The sequence below is a fragment of the Streptomyces sp. NPDC003027 genome (assembly GCF_053591435.1).
This window is the reverse complement of sequence record NZ_JBSFTU010000011.1, coordinates 14,494-37,308: the sequence shown is the minus strand read 5'-3', so window position 1 is coordinate 37,308 and position 22,815 is coordinate 14,494. Positions and strand designations below refer to the sequence as shown.

General features: G+C 72.0%; 22 protein-coding genes. 16 read left to right on the top strand and 6 right to left on the bottom strand.

Going from position 1 to position 22,815, the window contains the following annotated elements:
* Positions 1-84: 84 nt before the first annotated feature.
* The 4 genes from ACWDX6_RS11035 to ACWDX6_RS11020 form a co-directional block, all read right to left on the bottom strand.
* On the bottom strand, positions 85-774 hold the full coding sequence (locus ACWDX6_RS11035) for an LmeA family phospholipid-binding protein (RefSeq protein WP_451484638.1): 690 nt from the start codon (positions 772-774) through the stop codon (positions 85-87).
* A gap of 94 nt (positions 775-868) precedes the next feature.
* On the bottom strand, positions 869-2,020 hold the full coding sequence (locus ACWDX6_RS11030; RefSeq protein WP_451484637.1) for a hypothetical protein: 1,152 nt from the start codon (positions 2,018-2,020) through the stop codon (positions 869-871).
* Positions 2,021-2,030: 10 nt separating this feature from the next.
* Complete coding sequence (locus tag ACWDX6_RS11025; RefSeq protein ID WP_451484636.1) at positions 2,031-2,285, bottom strand: MoaD/ThiS family protein; 255 nt, start codon at positions 2,283-2,285, stop codon at positions 2,031-2,033.
* A 44-nt stretch (positions 2,286-2,329) separates the two neighbouring features.
* On the bottom strand, positions 2,330-3,202 hold the full coding sequence (locus tag ACWDX6_RS11020; protein WP_451484635.1) for an alpha/beta hydrolase: 873 nt from the start codon (positions 3,200-3,202) through the stop codon (positions 2,330-2,332).
* Positions 3,203-3,457: 255 nt separating this feature from the next.
* Here ACWDX6_RS11020 and ACWDX6_RS11015 point away from each other — a divergent pair, with 255 nt between their 5' ends.
* The 5 genes from ACWDX6_RS11015 to ACWDX6_RS10995 all read left to right on the top strand — a co-directional run bounded on the left by ACWDX6_RS11015 (position 3,458) and on the right by ACWDX6_RS10995 (position 8,577).
* Positions 3,458-4,258 carry a response regulator transcription factor gene (locus ACWDX6_RS11015; RefSeq protein WP_451484634.1) on the top strand — a complete coding sequence of 267 codons (801 nt, stop codon included), beginning with the start codon at positions 3,458-3,460 and terminating at the stop codon, positions 4,256-4,258.
* Between the two features lie 24 nt (positions 4,259-4,282).
* Positions 4,283-5,305 (top strand): LacI family DNA-binding transcriptional regulator, encoded by a 1,023-nt coding sequence (locus ACWDX6_RS11010; RefSeq protein WP_451484633.1) that lies wholly within the window; start codon positions 4,283-4,285, stop codon positions 5,303-5,305.
* Positions 5,306-5,414: 109 nt separating this feature from the next.
* Positions 5,415-6,380 (top strand): S1C family serine protease, encoded by a 966-nt coding sequence (locus ACWDX6_RS11005; protein WP_451484632.1) that lies wholly within the window; start codon positions 5,415-5,417, stop codon positions 6,378-6,380.
* A 35-nt stretch (positions 6,381-6,415) separates the two neighbouring features.
* Positions 6,416-7,144, top strand: coding sequence for a response regulator transcription factor (locus ACWDX6_RS11000; RefSeq protein ID WP_451484631.1), 729 nt, complete (start codon positions 6,416-6,418; stop codon positions 7,142-7,144).
* The gene (locus ACWDX6_RS10995) at positions 7,141-8,577 is read left to right on the top strand and encodes a sensor histidine kinase (protein WP_451484630.1); all 1,437 of its coding nucleotides are present in this window, start codon (positions 7,141-7,143) and stop codon (positions 8,575-8,577) included. Before ACWDX6_RS11000 ends, ACWDX6_RS10995 begins: the two co-directional genes overlap by 4 nt.
* Here the strand turns inward: ACWDX6_RS10995 and ACWDX6_RS10990 are convergent.
* Positions 8,542-9,405, bottom strand: a complete 864-nt coding sequence (locus tag ACWDX6_RS10990; RefSeq protein WP_451484629.1) for a phosphatidylinositol-specific phospholipase C — start codon at positions 9,403-9,405, stop codon at positions 8,542-8,544. The two genes, ACWDX6_RS10995 and ACWDX6_RS10990, sit on opposite strands and share 36 nt — an antisense overlap.
* Positions 9,406-9,496: 91 nt before the next feature.
* Positions 9,497-11,308, bottom strand: coding sequence for a bifunctional metallophosphatase/5'-nucleotidase (locus ACWDX6_RS10985; protein WP_451484628.1), 1,812 nt, complete (start codon positions 11,306-11,308; stop codon positions 9,497-9,499).
* A 119-nt stretch (positions 11,309-11,427) separates the two neighbouring features.
* Between ACWDX6_RS10985 and mshD the strand changes: the two genes are divergently transcribed.
* The 11 genes from mshD to pstB all read left to right on the top strand — a co-directional run bounded on the left by mshD (position 11,428) and on the right by pstB (position 22,796).
* Complete coding sequence (mshD, locus tag ACWDX6_RS10980; protein ID WP_451484627.1) at positions 11,428-12,354, top strand: mycothiol synthase; 927 nt, start codon at positions 11,428-11,430, stop codon at positions 12,352-12,354.
* 102 nt (positions 12,355-12,456) lie between these two features.
* Complete coding sequence (locus ACWDX6_RS10975) at positions 12,457-12,846, top strand: GntR family transcriptional regulator (protein WP_451484626.1); 390 nt, start codon at positions 12,457-12,459, stop codon at positions 12,844-12,846.
* The gene (locus tag ACWDX6_RS10970; protein WP_451484625.1) at positions 12,843-13,682 is read left to right on the top strand and encodes an ABC transporter ATP-binding protein; all 840 of its coding nucleotides are present in this window, start codon (positions 12,843-12,845) and stop codon (positions 13,680-13,682) included. Before ACWDX6_RS10975 ends, ACWDX6_RS10970 begins: the two co-directional genes overlap by 4 nt.
* The gene (locus ACWDX6_RS10965; RefSeq protein ID WP_451484624.1) at positions 13,679-14,590 is read left to right on the top strand and encodes an ABC transporter permease; all 912 of its coding nucleotides are present in this window, start codon (positions 13,679-13,681) and stop codon (positions 14,588-14,590) included. The genes ACWDX6_RS10970 and ACWDX6_RS10965 overlap by 4 nt, the downstream gene beginning before the upstream one ends.
* A gap of 194 nt (positions 14,591-14,784) precedes the next feature.
* Entirely contained in the window at positions 14,785-17,061 is a 2,277-nt protein-coding gene (locus ACWDX6_RS10960; protein WP_451484623.1) for an RNA degradosome polyphosphate kinase, read from the top strand.
* Between the two features lie 31 nt (positions 17,062-17,092).
* Positions 17,093-18,085, top strand: a complete 993-nt coding sequence (locus tag ACWDX6_RS10955; protein ID WP_451484735.1) for a CHAD domain-containing protein — start codon at positions 17,093-17,095, stop codon at positions 18,083-18,085.
* Positions 18,082-18,480, top strand: coding sequence for an NUDIX hydrolase (locus tag ACWDX6_RS10950; RefSeq protein ID WP_451484622.1), 399 nt, complete (start codon positions 18,082-18,084; stop codon positions 18,478-18,480). The genes ACWDX6_RS10955 and ACWDX6_RS10950 overlap by 4 nt, the downstream gene beginning before the upstream one ends.
* Positions 18,481-18,692: 212 nt before the next feature.
* Positions 18,693-19,829 (top strand): phosphate ABC transporter substrate-binding protein PstS, encoded by a 1,137-nt coding sequence (gene pstS, locus ACWDX6_RS10945; RefSeq protein ID WP_451484621.1) that lies wholly within the window; start codon positions 18,693-18,695, stop codon positions 19,827-19,829.
* 110 nt (positions 19,830-19,939) lie between these two features.
* A complete protein-coding gene (gene pstC, locus ACWDX6_RS10940; protein WP_451484620.1) occupies positions 19,940-20,917 on the top strand; it encodes a phosphate ABC transporter permease subunit PstC in 978 nt (325 codons plus the stop codon).
* Positions 20,914-21,993, top strand: a complete 1,080-nt coding sequence (gene pstA, locus ACWDX6_RS10935; protein ID WP_451484619.1) for a phosphate ABC transporter permease PstA — start codon at positions 20,914-20,916, stop codon at positions 21,991-21,993. Before pstC ends, pstA begins: the two co-directional genes overlap by 4 nt.
* 26 nt (positions 21,994-22,019) lie before the next feature.
* On the top strand, positions 22,020-22,796 hold the full coding sequence (pstB, locus tag ACWDX6_RS10930) for a phosphate ABC transporter ATP-binding protein PstB (RefSeq protein WP_403287504.1): 777 nt from the start codon (positions 22,020-22,022) through the stop codon (positions 22,794-22,796).
* Positions 22,797-22,815 lie beyond the last annotated feature (19 nt).

Below are 22,815 nucleotides of genomic sequence, written 5' to 3'. Positions count from 1 at the left end.
CAGCATGTGGCCCAGCGGGTGCGAGCAGGGCGTGGGAAGGCATGCCGGGGCCTCCCACGAGGCCGGAATGCGGGGCCGGGCGGGTCAGCCCGCCAGGGCCACGTTCCTGCCGGTGACCCCGATGGCCACGCCGTCCTCGCGGGCCTCGACCTTCTCCAGCTTCATGCCTGTCGGCAGGCCGCCGATCGCCCAGTCGAAGTCGGTGCGCTGCCGCACCAGCCGCTCCACGCCGGGGATGCCCTCCCCGGGCACCTCGTCGGCCCGGACCCTGACCGTGGCGTCGTCCTTCCGGGTCACGGTCGAGAGCACGCTGCGGGTGACCTCGCGGCCCAGGACCTCGACGCCGCCGGTGACCTTGACCTTGCCGTCGCCGCCGTAGGCGACGGTCACGTCGCGGTCGGAGGCGGCGGCGAGGTCGGCATAGGAGACCAGCGCCGTGCCCGTGGCGGTCCCGGCGCGCGCACGCGTGTAGTCGCCGTTCAGTGTCACGTCGTGGAACGCGGCGGACATCTCGCTGATCCGGATCTTCCGGCCGCCGGCCGTGGCCTCGACGCCGGTCAGCTTCACGTCGACCTCGTCCAGGCGCTTGTCCATGAGCTGCGTCAGGAAGGGGAAGCCCTTGATGTCGACCTCGGTCGAGCCTGTCCTGGCGGCTCCGAGCCGCACCCGGTCGGCGGCCTCCGATTCGGCGTAGGCGACGGCGAGCCGGTCCAGGCCGACGAAGAGCCCGCCCAGCACGACGGCCACGATCAGCGATACGCGCAGTGCCCTCATGACCCGTGCATCCCCCCAAGAATCTCCGGCCCCCCGACACCTTGATCGACGTGTCGGGGGGCCGGTTGGTTCCCGGGGGCGGGTGCGGCGGACGTCACGCCAGGGCGCGGCCGAGCAGGTAGAGGGCGGGTGCGGCGACGGCCAACGGCAGGGCGACGCCCGCCGTCATGTGGACGAAGCGGGACGGGTAGTCGTAGCTGGCGACCCGCAGCCCGACCAACGCGCACACCCCGGCCACCAGGCCGAGGAGCGCCCCGGAGGCGCCGAGGCCGGTGAACGGGCCGACCGCGATCCCGGCGCCCGCGGCGGCGAGCAGCGCCACGACGACGGAGGCCGGGCCCGGCAGCGGCAGGGCGCGGGCGAGGACGGCGGCGGCGACCGCGACCCCGCCGGCGGTCACGGCCGCGGGGTCGGCGCCGAGGTGCCCGGTGGCCACGATCGTCAGGGCGGCGGAGGCGACGGTGGCCATCAGGCCGTACATGCGCTCGTCCGGGTCGGCGTGGCTGCGGAGCTGGAGGACGAGGGTGAGCAGCACCCAGACGCCGAGCGTGCCGATGACGGCGGCGGGGGCGTTCTCCCGCCCGGCGGCGAGCAGCACGGCGTCGGCGGTGAGGCCGCCGGCGAAGGCGAGGGCGATGCCCTGCCGGGCCGGCCACATGCCGTTGAGCCGGAACCAGCCGGCGGCGGTGACGGCCTGGAGCAGGACGAGCGGTACGAGCAGTCCGTACGGCCCCACGGCCGCGCCGGCCGCGAGCAGCAGGCCGAGCACGGCGGTGAGCACGGCCGGCCGCATGCCGGGCTCGATGACGGGCGAGCGCCCCTCGGCCCGCGCCCGCTGGGCGGCGGTGAGGCGGATGCCGCCACCGGTGGTGGGCGCGGAGTACTCCGGCGCGGGGCCCGCGGCGGGCTCCACGAGAGGCTCGTGGGGGGACGGCTCGTAGCCGGAGAGGGCGGGGGGTGCCGCGGGCTCGTAGGCGGAGGGCTCGTACGCGGCCGGCGTGTGCGGCGGCTGGTACGCCGTGTCGTACGCGACGGGCTGGGCGGGCTGCTGGGCCGCGGGCTGCTGGACCACCGGCTGGTACTGGGTGTCCCAGGTCTGCCCCTCCCACGTCTGGGTGATATGGGGGTCCTGCTGTCCGTGCTGCTGCTCCGCGTACGGCTGCTGTCCGTGCTGCTGCTGCTGCTCGTACCGCTGCGCCGCGTGCGGGTCGTACGGGTCGTACGGATGCTGCTGATCGCTGCTCATGCTGTGCGGTTCACCCTCCTGCGAACGGCGGGAGCACCTCGACCGTGCCGCCCTCGGCAAGCCGTACGGTCTCATGCGCACGGGTCCCGACGGGGTCGCCGTCGACCAGGAACGAACACCGCTGGAGTACGCGGACGAGCTCGCCCGGGTGCTTCTCGCGGGCCGCGTCGAGCGCCTGCGCCAGGTTCTCGGCGGTGTACGGCTCCTCGGCGGTCCCGGCGGCGGCCTTGGCCGCGGCCCAGTAGCGGATGGTCCCCGCTGCCATAGCGGCGCTCCCTTCGTTCGTGTGCGCGCCGCTCCCATGATGGGCTATGCGCGCGTGAGCCAGTCGCCCAGACGGCGGAGGAGCTCGTCGTCCGCCGCGTTCTCGGCATGGCCCATGCCCCGTTCCAGCCAGAGTTCGGACGGCCCGGCCGCCGCCAGCATCCGCGGATGGTCGACCGGGAAGTACGGGTCGCGGTCGCCGTGCACGATCAGGACGGGCGTCGGCGCGATCAGCGGAACGGCCTCGACCGGTGACAGCGGTACGGGGTCCCAGTCCTGGTGGTGGATCCGGGTGCCGAGGCCGTAGCGGCCGACCAGGCGCCCCGTCGGCCGGGTGATCAGCCAGTGGACCCGGCGCATCGACGGCGTGCCCCGGTAGTACCAGCGGGCGGGGGCGCTCACGGCGGCGACCGCGTCGGTATGCGCCCCCTCGCGCCCCTCGCGCCCACCGTGCCGCTCGCGCTCCCGGCGCTCCCCGTCCTGCTCGCGCGCCCCGGCCCGCCCCCCACGCTTCATCTGCCCCTCGCGCTCCGCCGCGTACAGCGCCGCGTGGCGCAGCACCACCGACCCGCCCATGGAGAAGCCGACGGTCACCACGCGCGCGTGGCCGAGTTCGCGTGCCCAGCGGACGGCCGCCGCGAGGTCGAGGACCTCCCGGTCGCCGACGGTGGAGCGTCCGCCGGACCTGCCGTGGCCCCGGAAGGAGAAGGTGACGACGGCGGCGCGCTCGGCCAGGACCCGGGACGCCCGCCGTACGGCCGGCCGGTCCACCGAGCCGGTGAAGCCGTGCGCGACGACCACGGCCGTATCGGTCACACTTGCCGTGGGCGGCTCGTAGACCGCCTCGATCGGGACACCGTCATCGGTGAGCAAGGTGGCGCGCCGAGGGCGGTACGTGATCGAGGAAACATCCACCATGTGAAATCAGCCCTCTGCCTCGGAACTCCTGTGGGCTATTCTCCTTGTCAGAGGATCCGGGCAACGCAGCCCCCGGGTCCTTTTGTGTTTTCCGACCGTTGTTACGGCCGGATGAACAAAAGCTCTCAAGGCGCGAGAGCCGCACGTGAGACACCGCAGTAGCCGCAGACGTCCTCGCAGGGACCGAGGAGGAACCGACGTTATGGGCGAGCGAACGAAGCACGACCGACCGACGACCCGGGCAGGTGGGGCGCGATGAGCTCACTGCTGCTCCTGACCAACGCCCTCCAGCCGTCGACCGAGGTGCTTCCCGCACTCGGCCTGCTGCTCCACAACGTGCGGGTGGCCCCTGCCGAGGGCCCCGCGCTCGTCGACACCCCCGGTGCCGACGTCATCCTGATCGACGGCCGCCGCGACCTGCCGCAGGTGCGCAGCCTCTGTCAGCTGCTCCGCTCCACCGGCCCCGGCTGCCCGCTGATTCTCGTCGTCACGGAGGGCGGCCTCGCGGCCGTCACCGCCGACTGGGGCATCGACGACGTCCTCCTCGACACGGCGGGTCCGGCCGAGGTGGAGGCCCGGCTGCGGCTCGCGATGGGCCGCCAGCAGATCGTCGCGGACGACTCCCCGATGGAGATCCGCAACGGCGACCTCTCGGTGGACGAGGCGACGTACAGCGCCAAGCTCAAGGGCCGGGTCCTCGACCTGACGTTCAAGGAGTTCGAGCTCCTGAAGTACCTCGCCCAGCACCCCGGCCGGGTCTTCACCCGGGCCCAGCTCCTCCAGGAGGTCTGGGGGTACGACTACTTCGGTGGCACCCGTACGGTCGACGTCCACGTCCGGCGGCTGCGCGCGAAGCTCGGCCCCGAGCACGAGTCGCTGATCGGCACCGTCCGGAATGTCGGCTACCGCTTCGTCACCCCGGAGAAGGTCGAGCGCGCCGCCGAGGAGGCACGGGCGAAGGAGGAGGCACGCGTCAAGGACTCCGCCCGTACCGTCACTCGGACGGAGGACGAGGCCGACGTGGTGGAAGCCACAGCACGGCCTGCCAAGAGGTAGGTCACCCCGCGTAGACTGCCGCGCGTGGCCAAGGTGACGCGGGATGACGTAGCGCGACTGGCGGGTACTTCGACCGCGGTCGTGAGTTACGTCATCAACAACGGACCCCGGCCGGTCGCCCCGGCCACGCGCGAGCGTGTCCTCGCCGCCATCACGGAGCTGGGCTACCGCCCCGACCGGGTGGCCCAGGCGATGGCGTCCCGCCGTACCGACCTCATAGGCATGATCGTCCCGGACGCCCGCCAGCCGTTCTTCGCGGAGATGGCGCACGCGGTCGAACAGGCCGCCGCCGAGCGCGGCAAGATGGTGCTCGTCGGCAATTCGGACTACCGCGACGAGCGCGAGGTCCATTACCTCCGCGCCTTCCTCGGCATGCGGGTATCCGGTCTGATCCTGGTCAGCCAGGGCATGAGCGAGCGGGCCGCGAGCGAGATCGAGGCGTGGGACGCGCGGGTCGTGCTGCTGCACGAGCGGCCCGAGGCGCTCGACGACGTCGCGGTCGTCACCGACGACATCGGCGGCGCCCAGCTCGCCACCCGGCATCTCCTGGAACACGGGCACCCGTATGTGGCCTGTCTCGGCGGCATCCCCAACACCCCGGCGGTCGGCGACCCGGTCGCCGACCACGTCGAGGGCTGGCGGCGCGCGATGCTGGAGGCCGGGCGGCCGCTCGACGGCCGCCTCTTCGAGGCCCCGTACAACCGCTACGACGCCTACCGGATCGCGCTGAAGATCCTCGCGGGCCCCGACCGGCCGCCGGCCATCTTCTGCTCCACCGACGACCAGGCGTTCGGTGTGCTGCGGGCGGCGCGGGAGCTGCGCATCGACGTGCCGGGCGAGCTGGCGGTGGCGGGCTTCGACGACGTGAAGGAAGCGGCGCTCACGGACCCGCCGCTGACGACGATCTCCTCCGACCGGCCGGCGATGGCGCGGGCGGCGGTGGACCTGGTGCTCGACGACTCGCTGCGGATCGCGGGCTCCAAGCGCGAGCGGGTGAAGCAGTTCCCTTCGGCGCTGGTCCTGCGCCGTTCCTGCGGCTGCGGCTAGGACGGGCCTCGTCGAAGCCCGACGGCTTTACATAGGGCATACAGCCTTCTGTCGGGCTTCTCAGGACGTCCTCACGGACCTCTCATGTACGGCTCCGAAAGTCGTACCCATGACGGACCACCAGCAGCAGCCGCAGCCGTATTTCCCGCCGCAGCCCCCGCACCCGCCGTACGGCCCGGGCGCCGCGCCCCTGCCGCACCGCCGGGCCAGGCGGGGCGTCGGCCTGATGGCCGCCGTGGCGATCGCCGCGGCCGCAGTCGGCGGCGGCACGGCCACGCTGGTGCAGCAGCTCACCGCGGCCGGCGCGCCGACGGCCGGCGGCGTCAGCGGCACGAACATCTCCACGAGCGGCAAGGGCACGGTCGCCGGGGTCGCCCAGGCCGTCTCCCCGTCCATCGTGGAGATCTCCGCGACCTCCGCCTCCGGCAGCTCCACCGGCTCGGGCGTGATCATCACCGCTGACGGCGAGGTCGTCACCAACAACCACGTCGTCTCCGGCGCCTCCTCGGTCAAGGTGCGGCTCTCCGACGGCAGGACGTACGACGCCCGGGTCGTCGGCACGGACCCCGGCAAGGACCTGGCGCTGATCCGGCTGGAGGGCGCGTCCGGCCTCAAGGCCGCCACGCTCGGCGACTCCGACCGTGTGAAGGTCGGCGACGAGGTCGTCGCGATCGGTTCGCCCGAGGGTCTGACCGGCACGGTCACCAGCGGCATCGTCTCGGCGCTCGACCGCGATGTGACGGTGGCCAAGGACGACGGCCAGGACCAGCGGCAGCCCCGGTACGACGAGCGGCAGGGCTGGCCGTTCGAGTTCGGCGGGCAGCAGTTCAACGGCGACACCGGCTCGTCGAAGACGACGTACAAGGCGATCCAGACCGACGCCTCGCTCAATCCGGGGAATTCCGGCGGCGCGCTGATCGATATGAACGGCGAGATCATCGGAATCAATTCGGCGATGTACGCGCCCAGCGCGTCGAACGGTTCTTCGGCCGGCAGCGTCGGCCTCGGATTCGCGATTCCGGTGAACACCCTGAAGGCCGATCTGGACGAGCTGCGCTCCGGCGGCGGCAACTGAACGGCGGCCCGGCCGGCCCGTGCGACGCTTGGGCCATGACTGGTCCGGTGAATGAAGGCGGCCGCATCCTCATCGTCGACGACGAGCCCGCCGTACGGGAGGCCCTGCGCCGCAGTCTCGCCTTCGAGGGGTACGGGACCGAGGACGCCGTCGACGGGTTCGACGCCCTCGCGAAGATGGAGTCGTACACCCCCGATCTGGTCGTCCTGGACGTGCAGATGCCCCGCATGGACGGCCTGACGGCGGCCCGCCGCATCCGCTCGTCCGGCTCCACCGTGCCGATCCTGATGCTGACGGCCCGGGACACGGTCGGCGACCGGGTCACCGGCCTCGACGCGGGCGCCGACGACTATCTGGTGAAGCCCTTCGAGCTGGACGAGCTGTTCGCCCGGATCAGGGCCCTGCTGCGCCGCAGCTCCTACGCGTCGGCGGCCGGCGGCGCCGAGCCGGATGCGGACGTGCTGGCCTTCGGGGACCTGCGGATGGACCTGGTGACCCGCGAGGTGACACGCGGTGGCCGCCCGGTGGAGCTGACGCGCACGGAGTTCACGCTCCTGGAGATGTTCCTGGCGCACCCCCGGCAGGTGCTGACCCGGGAGCAGATCCTGAAGGCGGTCTGGGGTTTCGACTTCGAGCCCAGCTCGAACTCGCTGGACGTGTACGTGATGTATCTGCGGCGCAAGACGGAGGCGGGCGGGGAACCGCGTCTGGTGCACACCGTGCGGGGCGTGGGGTACGTGCTGCGCGGCGGAGGCCCGGAGTGAGCGGTCCGGCGGCGTGGTTCCGGTCGCGGCCGCTGCGGTCACGGCTTGCGCTGCTCACGGCGGTCGCGGTGGCCCTGGCGGTGGCGGCGGTGTCGGCGGCGTGCTGGTTCGTGACGCGGGCGCAGCTGCAGGCCGAGCTGGACTCGTCGCTGCGCGACAGCAGGCTGGACGAGAGCGCGGTGGCCGATCTGGCGCTCACCTGCGCGCGGCGGGCCGAGACCGCGCCCGTGCCGACGACCGGCTCGTACACCTGGCAGATCGTCCTCACGGACGGCAGGGTCTGTACGTACGGCTCCTCGCCGATTCCCGTGCGGCCGGGGGACGTGGCCGTGGCGCGCGGGCAGGCGGCGTACAGCATGCACACGACGAAGGCCGAGAGCGGCGCGGAGATGCGGGTCTTCACCTATCCGCAGGCCGCCTACCAGAACACGGTGGTGGGGGTCTCCGTCGCCCGGCCCCTGTCGGAGATCGACAACTCGATGTCCACGCTCGCCTGGGTGCTGCTGCTGGTCTCCGGCGTCGGGGTCGTCGGCGCGGGCGCGGCCGGGCTGTGGGTGGCGCGGGCCGGCCTGCGGCCGGTGGACCGGCTGACCGGGGCGGTGGAGCACGTGGCGCGTACGGAGGACCTGACGGTCCGTATCCCGGTCGAGGGGGAGGACGAGGTCGCCCGTCTCTCGCGCTCCTTCAACGCGATGACGGCGGCGCTGGCCACCTCGCGGGACCGGCAGGCGCAGCTGATCGCGGATGCCGGGCACGAGCTGCGGACCCCGCTGACCTCGCTGCGGACCAACATCGAACTGCTGGCCCGCAGCGAGGAGACGGGACGGGCCCTGCCGCCGGAGGACCGGCTGGCGCTGATGGCCTCGGTGAAGGCGCAGATGACGGAGCTGGCCGCGCTGATCGGCGACCTCCAGGAGCTGGCCCGCCCGGACGCGGCCGGGCCGGGTCCGCTGGAGGTGGTCGCGCTGCACGGCATCCTGCGCACGGCGCTCGACCGGGCGCGGCTGCGCGGGCCCGAGCTGACCTTCGTCACGGACCTGGCTCCCTGGTACGTGCGGGCGGAGCCGGCGGCTATCGAACGGGCGCTGGTGAACGTGCTGGACAACGCGGTGAAGTTCTCGCCGCCCCGGGGGACGGTCGAGGTGAGCCTGATGCGGGGCGAGCTGACGGTCCGCGACCACGGGCCGGGCATTCCGCCCGAGGAGCTGCCCCATGTCTTCGAGCGTTTCTGGCGCTCGCCGTCGGCCCGCAGCCTGCCCGGCTCGGGCCTGGGCCTGTCGATCGTGGCCAGGACCGTCCAGCAGGCGGGCGGCACGGTGGCGCTGCGGCCGGCGGAGGGCGGCGGCACGGCGGCGGTGATCCGCCTGCCGGGCGCGCCGACTCCGCCGCCGGAGCTGTCAGTTGTGCCGGATGAGCGATTCGACGAGACCTGAGCGGGTGTCGGGGAAGTCCATCGGGACGATGCCGAGGCCCCTCCAGCCGCTCGCCGTGCCGTCGAGGAACGAGTGGACCTTGGGGTTGAGGCGGTCGGAGTTCCAGCGGGGCGGGAGCAGGGCGGCCGTGGAGACGTAGTTGACGTAGAGCTTGCCGGGCTGGGTTGCCGCCTTGCGGAAGTGGGCCTCGATCTTGGGGTATTTGGCACCGGGCTCGGCCATGTAGTCGTCCTGGATGTCGAACAGGGCGCCGTCGCCGTAGCGGACGCCGGGCAGGCCTGCGTTGTCGGCGAGCAGCACGACCCGGCCGCGGGCCTCGCCGAGGGCGGGCAGGCCGTCGCCGATGCGGAAGAGGGGGCGCCAGCCGCGTACGTCGAGGTAGTGGTCGAAGATCCGGCGGAAGGTGGCGTCGGAGTCCTCGGAGTACTCCTGCTTGACGCGCATGAGGACGGTCTCGGAGGGGTGGGCGGCGAGAAAGTCCCGGCAGGCGGCGAGGACGTCACCGAACATCAGGTTCTGGTAGTACGCGCCGTGGTGGATGGCGAGGGAGTCTCCGGTGACCCGGCAGCGGACGTCCAGGAAGCGGATACCGCTGTCCAGCTGCTGGGCGACGGTGGTGTTCTGGCAGGCGACCCAGAGGCCGCCCTGCCGTGCGCCGGAGTTGTGGGTGCCGGGGATGGTGAGCTTCTGGAGCGGGGTGGGGTCGCCGTGGCCGGCCATCCAGTCCTGGGTGGCCGGCGCCCGCGTGCGCGCGTGGGCGGGCGGGGCTCCGATGAGGACGGTGGCGGTGGTCGCCGCGGCTCCCGCGAGAAAGCTTCGTCGGTCCATGCGCCGGATTATGACGCGTACGCGTCAATCAGCACCAGAGAGAAGGGGCGCCGGACCGTCGTGACGGTCCGGCGCCCCTTCTTCGTACGGCTTACTTGATGACCGTGATCCGGTCCGCCGCCGGCACCGCGAGCGGCGCCGAGGCCGTCGAGTGCGCCGCGAGGTACGCGTTGAAGACGTCCAGGTCCGACGCGCCGACCAGCTTGTTCGTGCCGGTCGCCAGCGCCGGGAAGCCGTCGCCGCCGCCCGCCAGGAACTCGTTCATCGCGACCCGGTAGGTCTTGGCCGGGTCGATCGGCTCACCGTTGAGCTCGACCGTGCCGTCCACGACCCGGTCCGCGCCGGTCTTCGTCATGTCGAGCGTGTACGTGAGCCCCTTCGAGACCTGGAGGATCTTCACCGAGGCCGCGTTGGAGCCGCTGACCTGCTGCTTCAGCGCGGCGAGCAGGTTCGCGCCGGACAGGTCGACGACATTCATCATGTTGGTGAACGGCTGCACGGTGAAAGCCTCCCCGTACGTCACCACACCGTCGCCCTCGGCGCCGGACGCCTTGTACACCAGGTCCGAGCGGATGCCGCCCGGGTTCATCAGGGCCAGCTGCGCGCCGCCCTTGTCCGCCGGGGCCAGGGCCTCCAGCTGGGCGTCGGCGATCAGGTCGCCGAGCGGCTTCTCGTACGCCGTCGAGCCGCGGCCGTCGATATCGGCGGCGATCCAGCCCTGCGGGCGGTTCGCGATCGGGGCGGCCAGCGCGTTCCAGTCGCGGATCAGGTCGCTCAGGTCCTGGGCCTTGGGCACGTCACGGGTGACGACGTGGTTGGCCGACTCCACCGACGCGCGGACGATGTCCTTGGTGCGGCGGTCGTAGGTGAGCGTGGTGTCCGTGTAGAGCTTGCCGTACGAGGACGCCGAGGTGACCAGGCGCGGCTTGCCGGCCGGGTCCGGCACGGTGCACACGTACGCCTGGTGCGTGTGACCCGTGATCAACGCGTCGACCTGCGGGTTCACGTTCTTGGCGATCTCGGTGATCGGACCGGAGATGCCGTCGCCGGGGCCGGGGCTGTCGCAGTCGTAGTTGTACGCCGAGGAGGCCGGGGCGCCGCCCTCGTGGACCAGGGCGACGATGGACTTGACGCCCTTGCGCTCCAGGACCTTGGTGTACTTGTCGATCGTCTCGACCTCGTCACCGAACTTCAGGCCCTTGACGCCCTCGGCGGTGACGATGTTCGGGGTGCCCTCCAGGGTCACGCCGATGAAACCGATCTTGACGCCGTCCTTCTCCCAGACGAAGTACGGGTCGAGCAGCGGCTTGCCGGTCTTCTCGTCCGCCACGTTGGCGGCGAGGTACGGGAAGTCGGCGCCCTCGAAGGTCTTGCCCTCGACGAAGCAGCCCGCGGTCGGGTGGCAGCCGCCGTTCTGTATCCGGGCCAGCTCGCGCGCGCCCTCGTCGAACTCGTGGTTGCCCACCGAGGTGACGTCGAGGTCCAGCTTGTTCAGCGCCTCGACGGTCGGCTCGTCGTGGAAGAGCCCGGACAGCAGCGGCGAGGCGCCGATCAGGTCACCGGCCGCGGCCGTGACGGAGTAACGATTCCCCGCACGGGCCTGGCGCAGGTGGGTGGCGAGGTACTCGACGCCGCCCGCCTTGATCTGCTGCTTGGTGCCGTCCTCGTGGACGTGGGTCACCTCACCCGAGGAACCGGCCGGCGGCTCCAGGTTGCCGTGCAGGTCGTTGAAGGAGAGCAGCTGGACGTCGACGGTCCGGCCCCATCCGTGGCCCTTCGCCTGCCCCTGGTCCTGGGCCGCGCCGGCCGGCAGGGCGGCGACGAGCGCACCGACGGTCGCAAGTCCCGCACCGGCGGCGAGGATCCGCCGGCTCGCCCTGTTCTTCTTCGGTGTCGCTGACATCGCTCCCCTTGTTCTCTGTGACTCCGTCTGCCGCCGCAGCCTAGAGTCAACGCGCGTAGCGCAACAGGGGGTAGCGGGTTACAAGACAGTTGCTTCCGGGTGCGCCGTAGGCTCGTCCCATGACTTCTGACGTGGCACCGGCCCTCGAACCCGGACGGCAGATCCATACCCTCGACGAGCTTTCCCCCGAGCAGGTCCAGGACGTCCTCGACCTGCTGGAGGCCGCGGAGCGCGCGGACGGCATGCACGCGGTGTCCGAGCAGGGGCGGCTGTATCTGCGTCACGGCAAGCGGGAGGGCGTACGGCACTTCCTGCTCACCGTCGGACCGCGGCTCTACGGCTACGCCCAGCTGGAGGACACCGATCCGGTGGAGGCTCCGGCCGCCGAGCTGGTGGTGCACCCCTCGCACCGCGGGCGGGGGCACGGCCGGGCGCTCGGCACCGCCCTGCTCGCCGCCTCGGGCAAGCGGCTGCGGGTGTGGGCGCACGGCGGCAAGTCGGCCGCACGCCATCTGGCGCAGGTGCTCGGCCTGACCCTCTTCCGCGAACTGCGACAGCTGCGGCGTCCGTTGGTGCCGCTGGACATTCCGGAGCCGGTGCTGCCCGAGGGCGTCACCGTCCGTACGTTCGTCCCCGGCCAGGACGACGCTGCCTGGCTGGCCGTCAACGCGGCGGCCTTCGCCCACCACCCCGAGCAGGGTTCGCTCACCCAGCGCGATCTTGACGACCGGATGGCCGAGCCGTGGTTCGACCCGAAGGGCTTCTTCCTCGCGGAGAAGGAGGGGCGGCTGGTCGGCTTCCACTGGACGAAGGTGCACGCGGAGGAGCAGCTCGGCGAGGTGTACGTGATCGGCATCCTGCCGGAAGCGCAGGGCGGCGGCCTCGGCAAGGCGCTCACGGCGATCGGACTGCGGCACCTGGCGGCGCAGACGCTGCCGACGGCGATGCTGTACGTGGACGCGGACAACACGGCGGCGGTGACGGTGTACGAGCGGCTGGGCTTCGTGACGCACGAGGTGGATCTGATGTACCGCACGGAGTCCTGAGACCGGGAGCCGAACCCGTAGGGACAAGGGGGCGGTTGACACCGCCCCCTTCTTTCCACCACCCTTTCACTACTTGATTAGTGAAAGGGTGGTGGAAGGAACATGCTCGAGTACCGGATCGACCGGCGCAGCGGGATCGCCACCTACCTCCAGATCGTCCAGCAGACCAGACAGGCCCTGCGCATGGGCGTCCTGGAACCCGGCGACCAGCTGCCCACCGCGCGCGAGGTCGTCGAGGCCACGGCCATCAACCCGAACACGGTCCTCAAGGCCTACCGCGAACTGGAGCGCGAGGGCCTCGTCGAGGCCCGCCGCGGCCTGGGCACCTTCATCCGCGCCACGCTCGGAACCGCCCCCGCCGCCGCCTCCCCCCTGCGCGGCGAACTCGCCGACTGGGCCCGGCGCGCACGGGCCGAGGGGCTGGACCGGGACGACGTGGCGGCGCTCTTCACTTCCGTACTGGACGAACACTTCGAGGGGGACGACGCATGACCCGCGACACCGTGTTGGAGGCCGACGGCCTCGGCAGGCGATTCGGGCGGCACCGGGCCCTGGACGGCTGCTCCTTCAGCCTCCCGGCCGGCCGCGTCTGCGCGCTGGTCGGCCCCAACGGCGCCGGCAAGTCCACGCTCCTCGCCCTCGCGGCAGGACTGCTCCGGCCCACCGAGGGCACCCTCCGCGCCCCCGCCCGCGAGAAGCTCGCGTACGTGGCCCAGGACAAGCCGCTCTACCCTCGGCTCACCGTCGCCGAGACCCTCGGCATGGGCCGGGAGCTCAACCCCGGCCGCTGGGACGCCGACCTCGCCGAACGGATCACCGGCACCCTGGACCCGCACGCCCGCGTCCGCACCCTCTCCGGGGGCCGGCGCACCCGCCTCGCGCTCGCCCTCGCCCTGGGCAAGCGCCCCGAACTGCTCCTCCTGGACGAGCCGATGGCCGACCTCGACCCCCTGGCCCGCCATGAACTCATGGGCGCCCTGATGGCCGACGCCGCCGAACACGGCACCACGGTCGTCATGTCCTCGCACATCCTCACCGAGCTGGAGGGCGCCTGCGACCACCTGCTCCTCCTCGACCGCGGCCGAATCCGCCTCGACGGCGCCGTCGACGACCTCCTCGCCGCGCACACCCTGCTCACCGGCCCGGTCGCCGATCTCGCCCCGCACCCGGTCATCGACTCCCGCACGACGGGCCGTCAGCTCACCGCGCTCGTCCGCAATGACGGGATCCCGGTCGAGGGCCCCTGGCAGACCTCGGAACCCTCCCTGGAGGAGCTCCTCCTCGCCCACCTCCGCGCCGCCCGCACCCCCGAAGGAGCCTCCGCATGAGCAGCCTCGCCCTGAAGGGCCCGTACTGGGTGACGGCCCGCCAGCACCGGCGGGCGCTGCGGGCGGTCGCCGCCACGGCCGGGCTGAGCCTCGTCTGCGTGGCGGGCCTGCGCTTCTGGGACTCCCGTATCCCCGGCACCAACCAGGACAACGGCCACACGCTGCTGCGGTGGGGCATGGAGTACTTCGCCGTCGGCATGGTCGTCCTGCCCCTGCTCGTCGGCGCGTTCGTCGCGGGCCCGCTGGTCGCCCGCGAGCTGGAGTCGGGGACGTACAAGCTGGCCCTGACCCAGTCCGTCTCCCCGGGCCGCTGGCTCGCCTCGAAACTCCTGGTCGCGGCCGCGGTGACGGTCGGCGGCACGCTGGCGCTGATGGCGGCCTACGCCCTCGGCCTGGCCCGGGTGGCGGGCGACTGGCAGTTCACCTGGGACGAGCGGGGCACGTACGAGTCGACCGGCCCCCTCCTCGTCGCGCACGGGCTGCTCGCCGTCGCCGCCGGCGCGCTCGTCGGCCAGCTCGTCCGCCGGACTCTGGTGGCCATGTCGGTGACCGGCGTGGTGGTGGGGGCGGTGCTGCTCGCGCTGCACGCGCTGCGCTGGGACCTCCTGCCGGTACGGACGATCACCGGCCCGGCCGGCCCCACGCTCTGGGTGCCCGACGGGGGGCTGGAGACGGACTCCGGTCTGATCAGCGCCACGGGAGAGCGGCTGCCCGGCTGGTTCTGCGCCGAGCCGCTCGACGAGAGCGGGGTGTGCCGGTCGGACGAGAACATCGCCGCCCGGTACATCGACTACCACCCCGCCTCCCATTTCTGGCCCACCCATCTCATCGAGACCGGCATCGTCCTCGCCCTCGCCGCCCTCGCGCTGCTGGCCGCCTTCCGCGTCCTGCGCGCCCGGCACCCGTAGAAACGGCGCGGGGCCCACGTCCGGGGCCCCGCCCCGATTCCGGTACGACACGTCCTCGTTACCGCGCATTCAGACACGCTTGCGACGCTCACGCAATGACGCCCGCCGTGCCCGCGCTCCCGAAAGGGAGACTTCCCTCCACCACGGCCCGCTCCGACGCGCCCGACCAGCCCTTCGCGCGGAAGAATAGGGCCATGAGCCAGCAGCCCGCCGAGGTCCCGGTCCAGTCCTCCGCACAGCCGTCCGCGACGCCCACGACGTCGGCCCCGAACGGTCAGAACGGCCAGCCGACCGTCGGCTCCATAGCCGCGCACCGCCCCCACACCGTCCACGCGGGCCCGGTGTCGGACCTCGCGCCCGACCTGGACGCCGATCCGGACGCGTACGAGGGCGACGACGCCGCCGGCGAACTCCCCCAGGGCCGCTTCCTCGACCGCGAGCGCAGCTGGCTCGCGTTCAACGAACGGGTTCTGGAACTGGCCGAGGACCCCGCCACCCCCCTCCTCGAACGGGCTAACTTCCTCGCGATCTTCGCGTCGAACCTCGACGAGTTCTTCATGGTGCGCGTCGCCGGCCTCAAGCGCCGTATCGCCACCGGCGTCGCCACCCGCTCCGCCTCCGGGCTCCAGCCCCGCGAGGTGCTCGACCTCATCTGGACCCGCTCGCGCGAGCTCATGGCCCGGCACGCCGCCTGCTTCCAGCAGGACGTGGCCCCGGCCCTCGCCGACGAGGGCATCCACCTGATCCGCTGGCCCGAGCTGACCGAGAAGGAGCAGGCGCGGCTCTTCACGCTCTTCCGGCAGCAGATCTTCCCCGTCCTCACCCCGCTGGCGGTCGACCCCGCGCACCCCTTCCCGTACATCTCGGGGCTCTCCCTCAACCTCGCCGTCGTCGTACGCAACCCGGTCAGCGGCCACCGCCACTTCGCGCGCGTCAAGGTGCCGCCGCTGCTCTCCCGCTTCCTGGAGGCCTCCCCGCAGCGCTACGTCCCCCTGGAGGACGTCATCGCCGCACACCTGGAGGAGCTCTTCCCCGGCATGGAGGTGCTGGCGCACCACATGTTCCGGGTGACCCGGAACGAGGACCTGGAGGTCGAGGAGGACGACGCGGAGAACCTGCTCCAGGCCCTGGAGAAGGAGCTCATGCGGCGCCGCTTCGGGCCGCCGGTCCGCCTGGAGGTCGAGGAGTCCATCGACCCGTACGTCCTCGACCTGCTGGTACGCGAGCTGAAGGTCTCCGACGCCGAGGTCTACCCGCTGCCCGGGCCGCTCGACCTGACCGGGCTCTTCGGCATCGCCTCCCTGGACCGGCCCGAGCTGAAGTTCCCGAAGTTCGTCGCCGGCACCCACCGCGACCTCTCCGAGGTCGAGTCGGCGTCCGCGCCCGACATCTTCGCCGCGCTGCGCGAGCGGGACGTCCTGCTCCACCACCCGTACGACTCCTTCTCCACCTCCGTCCAGGCGTTCCTGGAGCAGGCCGCCGGCGACCCGGACGTGCTGGCCATCAAGCAGACGCTGTACCGCACCTCCGGCGACTCGCCGATAGTGGACGCCCTCATCGACGCCGCCGAGTCCGGCAAGCAGGTCCTCGTCCTCGTCGAGATCAAGGCCCGCTTCGACGAACAGGCCAACATCAAGTGGGCGCGCAAGCTGGAGGAGGCCGGCTGCCATGTCGTCTACGGCCTCGTCGGCCTCAAGACGCACTGCAAGCTCTCCCTCGTCGTCCGGCAGGAGGGCGAGCTGCTGCGCCGCTACTCCCACGTCGGCACCGGCAACTACCACCCCAAGACGGCCCGGCTCTACGAGGACCTCGGCCTCCTGACGGCCGACCCGCAGGTCGGCGCGGACCTCTCCGACCTGTTCAACCGGCTCTCCGGCTACTCCCGCCGCGAGACCTACCGGCGGCTGCTCACCGCCCCCAAGTCCCTGCGGGACGGCCTGGTCTCCCGGATCCAGAAGGAGATCGTCCACCACCGGGCCGGGCGGCCCGCCTACGTCCGGATCAAGGTCAACTCGATGGTCGACGAGGCCGTCATCGACGCCTGCTACCACGCGGCGCGGGCGGGCGTGCCGGTCGACATCTGGGTCCGCGGCATCTGCGCGGTACGGCCCGGCGTCACCGGCCTGTCCGAGAACATCCGGGTCCGCTCGATCCTCGGCCGCTTCCTGGAGCACTCCCGGATCTTCGCCTTCGGCAACGGCGGCGAACCCGAGGTCTGGTTCGGCAGCGCCGACATGATGCACCGGAACCTGGACCGCCGTATCGAGGCCCTCGTCCGGGTCTCCGACCCGGCCCACCGGGCCGCCCTCAGCCGGCTCCTGGAGACCGGCATGTCCGACACGACCTCCTCCTGGCACCTCGGCCCGGACGGGAACTGGACGCGGCACGCGACCGACCCGGAGGGCCAGCCGCTGCGGCACGTCCAGGAGATGCTCATCGACGCGCGGAGGCGCCGGCGTGCACAGCCCTGACCACGACCGCACCACGGAAGCCCCCGCGGGGGTGACCACCGGAGTCTCCCCGGGAAGGACCACGAACGTCACCGCGGGCGAGATCCTCGCCCCCTACCTCCACGCACGGGCCGCGGACTTCCTGCGCGCCCTGCGCCTGCACGCGGAGAGCGGCGCGGACACCAGCGGCTCGGAGGAGGCGGCCCGGTCCCTGCGGTCCGCCGCCCGCAGGATCAGCGGAACCCTGCACACCTTCCGGCCGCTCCTCGACGCCTCCTGGGCCGACCAGCTCCGCACCGAGCTGGCCTGGCTCTCCGGCACGCTCGCGCTGGAGCACGCCTGCACCTCCCGGCTGGTCCGGCTGGTGGACGCGCTGTCCCGCCTGTCGAGCGGAGGCGGTCCCGTGCCGGCCGCCCGGGGCACGGCCGGCACGGGGCTCACGGTGGGCGCCGCCCGCGCCGGCGCCCTGCTCGAACGCCAGCTCACCCTCGCCCGTACGCGAGCCCACTCCGCCGCGCTCCAGGCGCTCGGCTCCTCCCGCTTCCACGCGGTCGCGGACGCGGTCGCCCTGCTGGCCTCGGAGGTGCCGCTGGGGCCCGCGGCGGCGGCTCCGGCGATCGAGGCCCTCGACGCGCCCGCCGAGAGCGTCGAGCGCCGTCTCCTGGACGCCGTGGCCGGGCTGCCGCTGTCCCGGGCCGCCCACCCGTACAACGCCGACGCCCTCGCCCTCGCGGCCGGCGAGTCCCAGGACACGCCCTGGCACCAGGCCCGGCTCCTGCTGCGCCTGCACCGGTACGCCTGCGAGGTCCTGCACGCGGGCACCGACCCGGACCCGGTCCTCTACGAGGCCGGCCGCGCCCTCGACCGCCACCGCGACGCCTCCGAGGCCGCCGCCGCGGCGGCCACGGCGGCCCGCACCCCCCGTATCGCCCCGGCCACGGCCTACGCGCTCGGCGTCCTCCACGCGGACCAGCGCCACGAGGTCGAGGCGGCCAGGTTCGCCTTCCAGCGGGCCTGGCGGAGAGCGACGGCGGGGGTCCCGTGATCCGGGCGGCCGGCTGCGTCCTGTGGCGCCCCGCCCCCTCGGGCCGGGGCATCGAGATCGCGCTGATCCACCGGCCGAAGTACGACGACTGGTCGCACCCGAAGGGCAAGCTGAAACCGGGCGAGACGGCGCGGGAATGCGCGGTCCGCGAGGTCCTGGAGGAGACCGGCCAGGCGTGCGCCCTGGGCGACCGCCTCCCCACGGTCCGCTATGCGGCGAAGGGCCGCCCCAAGGAGGTCCGGTACTGGTCGGCCCGCGCCCTGGGCGGCACGTTCACGCCCGGCCGCGAGGTCGACCGGCTGGTCTGGCTCCCTCCCGCCGCCGCCCGCGCCCGCCTCACCCGGGCGCAGGACCGCGAGCTCATCGACGCGCTGCCGGCCGCTACACCCGGATAGCCCGCCGTCCGGGGTCCCCGCACCCGGCCTTCCGGCACGGTTCACTTGCCGTTCACCCTGTTCCGCCGACCGCTTCACCTGTTCTGCCTAATTTCGGCCGTACAAGGTGCACAAGCTGAGTGAAGCACCGGCAACCCCGACACGCGCCGCCGTACAACGTTGAGGACAGGTAAAGGTCCGCGCCAGGCGGCTTCTGGAAGGAACACCCGAAAGTGAAGCTTTCGCGCAAGAACGGGCTTCGCGCCACCGCGCTCGGTGCCCTCGCCGTCTCCGGCGCCCTGGTTCTCACGGCGTGTGGTTCGGACGACAACACCGGTGCGACCCCGAACGGCGACAAGACCTCCGCCGCCGCCTCGAACATCAAGTGCGACGGCGCCGAGGGCCAGCTCCTCGCCGCCGGTTCCAGCGCGCAGAAGAACGCCATGGACCTGTGGGTCAAGAACTTCCAGGCCGCCTGCTCCGGCGTCGAGGTGAACTACCAGTCCATCGGCTCCGGCGGCGGTATCACCAAGTTCAACCAGGGCCAGGTCGCCTTCGCGGGCTCCGACTCCGCGCTCAAGGAGGACGAGGTCGCCGCGTCGCAGAAGATCTGCAAGGGCGGCAAGGGCATCAACCTGCCGATGGTCGGCGGCCCCGTCGCCATCGGCTACAAGCTGGAGGGCGTGGACAACCTGGTCCTGGACGCCCCCACCCTCGCCAAGATCTTCGACTCGAAGATCACCAAGTGGAACGACCCGGCGATCGCCAAGCTGAACCCGGGCGCCAAGCTGCCGGGCAGCACCATCCAGGCCTTCCACCGCTCCGACGAGTCGGGCACCACCCAGAACCTGGGCAAGTACCTCTCCACCGCCGCCCCGGCCGACTGGAAGCACGACCCGAAGTCGAAGTCGTGGCCGGCCCCCGGTGGCCAGGCCGCCAACGGCTCCTCCGGTGTCGCCGCCGCGGTCAAGGACGCCGAGGGCTCGATCGGCTACTTCGAGCTCTCCTACGCGACCGCGAACAAGATCCCCACGGTCAGCATCAACACCGGCGCCTCCGCCCCGGTCGCGGCCACCACGGAGAACGCCTCCAAGGCCATCGCCGCCGCCAAGGTGAAGGGCACCGGCAGCGACCTGGCCCTGGAGCTCGACTACGCCACCAAGGCCGAGGGCGCCTACCCGATCGTCCTCGTCACCTACGAGATCGCCTGCGACAAGGGCAACAAGGCGGAAACCCTGCCGACCCTGAAGGCGTTCCTCAATTACGCCATCAGCGAGGAGGGCCAGAAGGTCCTCGCCGACGCCGACTACGCCCCGATCCCGGCCGAGATCGCGACCAAGGTCCGCGAGATCGTCCCCACCCTGTCCTGATCCCCGGCCGGGGCCGGCCCGTCACACCGACGGCCGGCCCCGGCATTCCGGTGCACCGCCGCCAGGGGCCGCCCGTACACGCGTACCGGCCCCGCAGACCGGAGAGACCGATGGCTACGACCACACCCACACCACCCATAGACAAGGGGCGCGCCCAGGGCGCGACCCGCCCCGGCGACCGGATCTTCCTCGGTCTGTCCCGCGGCTCCGGCATCACCCTGCTGGTGATCATGGCCGCGATCGCGGGCTTCCTCACCTACCGCTCGGTCCTCGCCATCTCGCAGGACTCCACGAACTTCCTCACCACCTCCGAGTGGAACCCGGCCGGCAACCCGCCCGTCTTCGGCATCGCCGTCCTCGCCTTCGGCACGGTCGTGTCGTCGGTCATCGCCATGGTCATCGCCGTGCCGGTCGCCATCGGCATCGCGCTGTTCATCTCGCACTACGCGCCGCGCAAGCTGGCCAAGCCGCTCGCGTACCTCGTCGACCTGCTCGCCGCCGTGCCCAGCATCATCTACGGCCTGTGGGGCGCGATCTTCCTGGTCCCCTACCTGGCCGGCCTGAACGAGTGGCTCGACCGGTACATGGGCTGGACGTACATCTTCGACAAGACCAGCGACGGCGTCGCCCGCTCCCTGTTCACCGTCGGCATCCTGCTGGCGATCATGATCCTGCCGATCATCACCAACGTGACCCGCGAGGTCTTCCTCCAGGTCCCGAAGATGCACGAGGAGGCCGCGCTCGCCCTCGGGGCCACGCGCTGGGAGGTCATCCGCATCTCGGTGCTCCCCTTCGGCCGCTCGGGCATCATCTCCGCCTCGATGCTGGGCCTGGGCCGCGCCCTCGGCGAGACCATGGCCGTAGCGGTCGTCCTCTCCCCCAGCTTCGTCATCTCGGGCCGCCTCCTCGACCCGGGCGGCGGCACGTTCGCCCAGAACATCGCGGCGAAGTTCAACGAGGCCAACGAATTCGGCCGGGACGCGCTGATCGCCTCCGGCCTCGTCCTCTTCGCCATCACCCTGCTGGTCAACGGCGCGGCCCGGTGGATCATCGCCCGCCGCAAGGAGTACTCGGGAGCCGCCGCGTGAGCAGCGCCACACAGGAGCGTCCGCCCGTGACGACCACCCCCGTGCAGCACGACCCGCTGCGGCACGCCCGGCTTCCGCGCTGGACCCCGGCCGCCGTCGCCGTCGGGTCGATCGCCGCCGCCGTCGGCCTCGGGCTCGCGGCCGGCTGGCACAGCCGCGTCCAGTGGGGCCTGATCGCCGCACTGTTCTTCGTCCTCGCCACCTACGCGATCACCACCAAGGTGGAGGGCAGCCGCCAGGCCAAGGACCGCGTCGCGACCAGCCTCGTCTGGGTCTGCTTCATCCTGGCCGTCATCCCGCTGATCTCCCTCGCCTGGGTCACGGTCAGCAAGGGCCTGGAAGTCCTCGACCCCTACTTCCTCACCCACTCGATGAACGGCGTCCTGGACGCCGAGGCCGGCGGCGGTGTCTACCACGCGCTGCTCGGCACGATGGAACAGGTCGGCATCGCCACCCTGATCGCCGCCCCGATCGGCCTGCTGACCGCGGTCTACCTCGTCGAGTACGGCGGCGGGAAGCTCGCCCAGGCCGTGACCTTCTTCGTCGACGTCATGACGGGCATCCCCTCGATCGTCGCGGGTCTGTTCATCCTCGCCACCTGGAATCTGATGCTGGGCTTCGGGCCCTCGGGATTCGCCGGGGCGATGGCCCTCGCCATCCTGATGATGCCGGTCGTGGTCCGCTCCACCGAGGAGATGCTCAAGCTCGTCCCCAACGAGCTCCGCGAGGCCTCCCTGGCCCTCGGCATCCCGAAGTGGCGCACCATCCTGAAGGTGGTCCTGCCGACCGCGATCGGCGGCATCACCACGGGCGTCATGCTCGCGGTCGCCCGCATCACCGGCGAGACGGCCCCCGTCCTGCTCCTCGTGTTCGGTACGAAGCTGATCAACCCGAACCCCTTCGAAGGCGCCCAGTCCTCGCTGCCGCTGTACGTGTACGAGCAGTACGCGGTCGGCACCGACGCCGCCGTGGCCCGCGCCTGGGCCGCCGCGCTCGTCCTGATCGCCTTCGTCATGATCCTCAACCTGGTGGCCCGCGGCATCGCCCGCTGGAAGGCCCCGAAGACCGGCCGCTGACCGCGGCTCTTTGGAAGTGAACTGATATGGCCAAGCGAATCGACGTCAGCGGCCTCTCCGCGTACTACGGCGCCCACAAGGCGATCGACGACATCTCCATGACGGTCGAGCCCCGCTCGGTGACGGCCTTCATCGGCCCCTCCGGCTGCGGCAAGTCGACCTTCCTGCGCACCCTGAACCGGATGCACGAGGTCACCCCCGGTGGCCGCGTCGAGGGCAAGGTGATGCTGGACGACGAGAACCTGTACGGCTCCCACGTCGACCCGGTCGCCGTGCGCCGCACGGTCGGCATGGTCTTCCAGCGCCCGAACCCGTTCCCCACCATGTCGATCTTCGACAACGTGGCGGCGGGCCTGCGCCTGAACGGCTCGTACAAGAAGTCCCAGCTCAACGAGATCGTCGAGCGCTCCCTCAAGGGCGCGAACCTCTGGAACGAGGTCAAGGACCGGCTGAACAAGCCCGGCTCCGGCCTCTCCGGCGGTCAGCAGCAGCGTCTGTGCATCGCCCGCGCGATCGCGGTCGAGCCCGAGGTCCTGCTGATGGACGAGCCCTGCTCGGCGCTCGACCCGATCTCCACCCTCGCCATCGAGGACCTGATCGGCGAGCTGAAGGAGCGCTTCACGATCGTCATCGTGACGCACAACATGCAGCAGGCGGCGCGGGTGTCGGACCGTACGGCCTTCTTCAACCTCGCGGCCGTGGGCCAGCCGGGCAAGCTGATCGAGCTCGACGACACCGACCGCATCTTCTCCAACCCGAGCGTCCAGGCGACCGAGGACTACATCTCCGGCCGCTTCGGATAGCCCATCGACCATGCGGCTC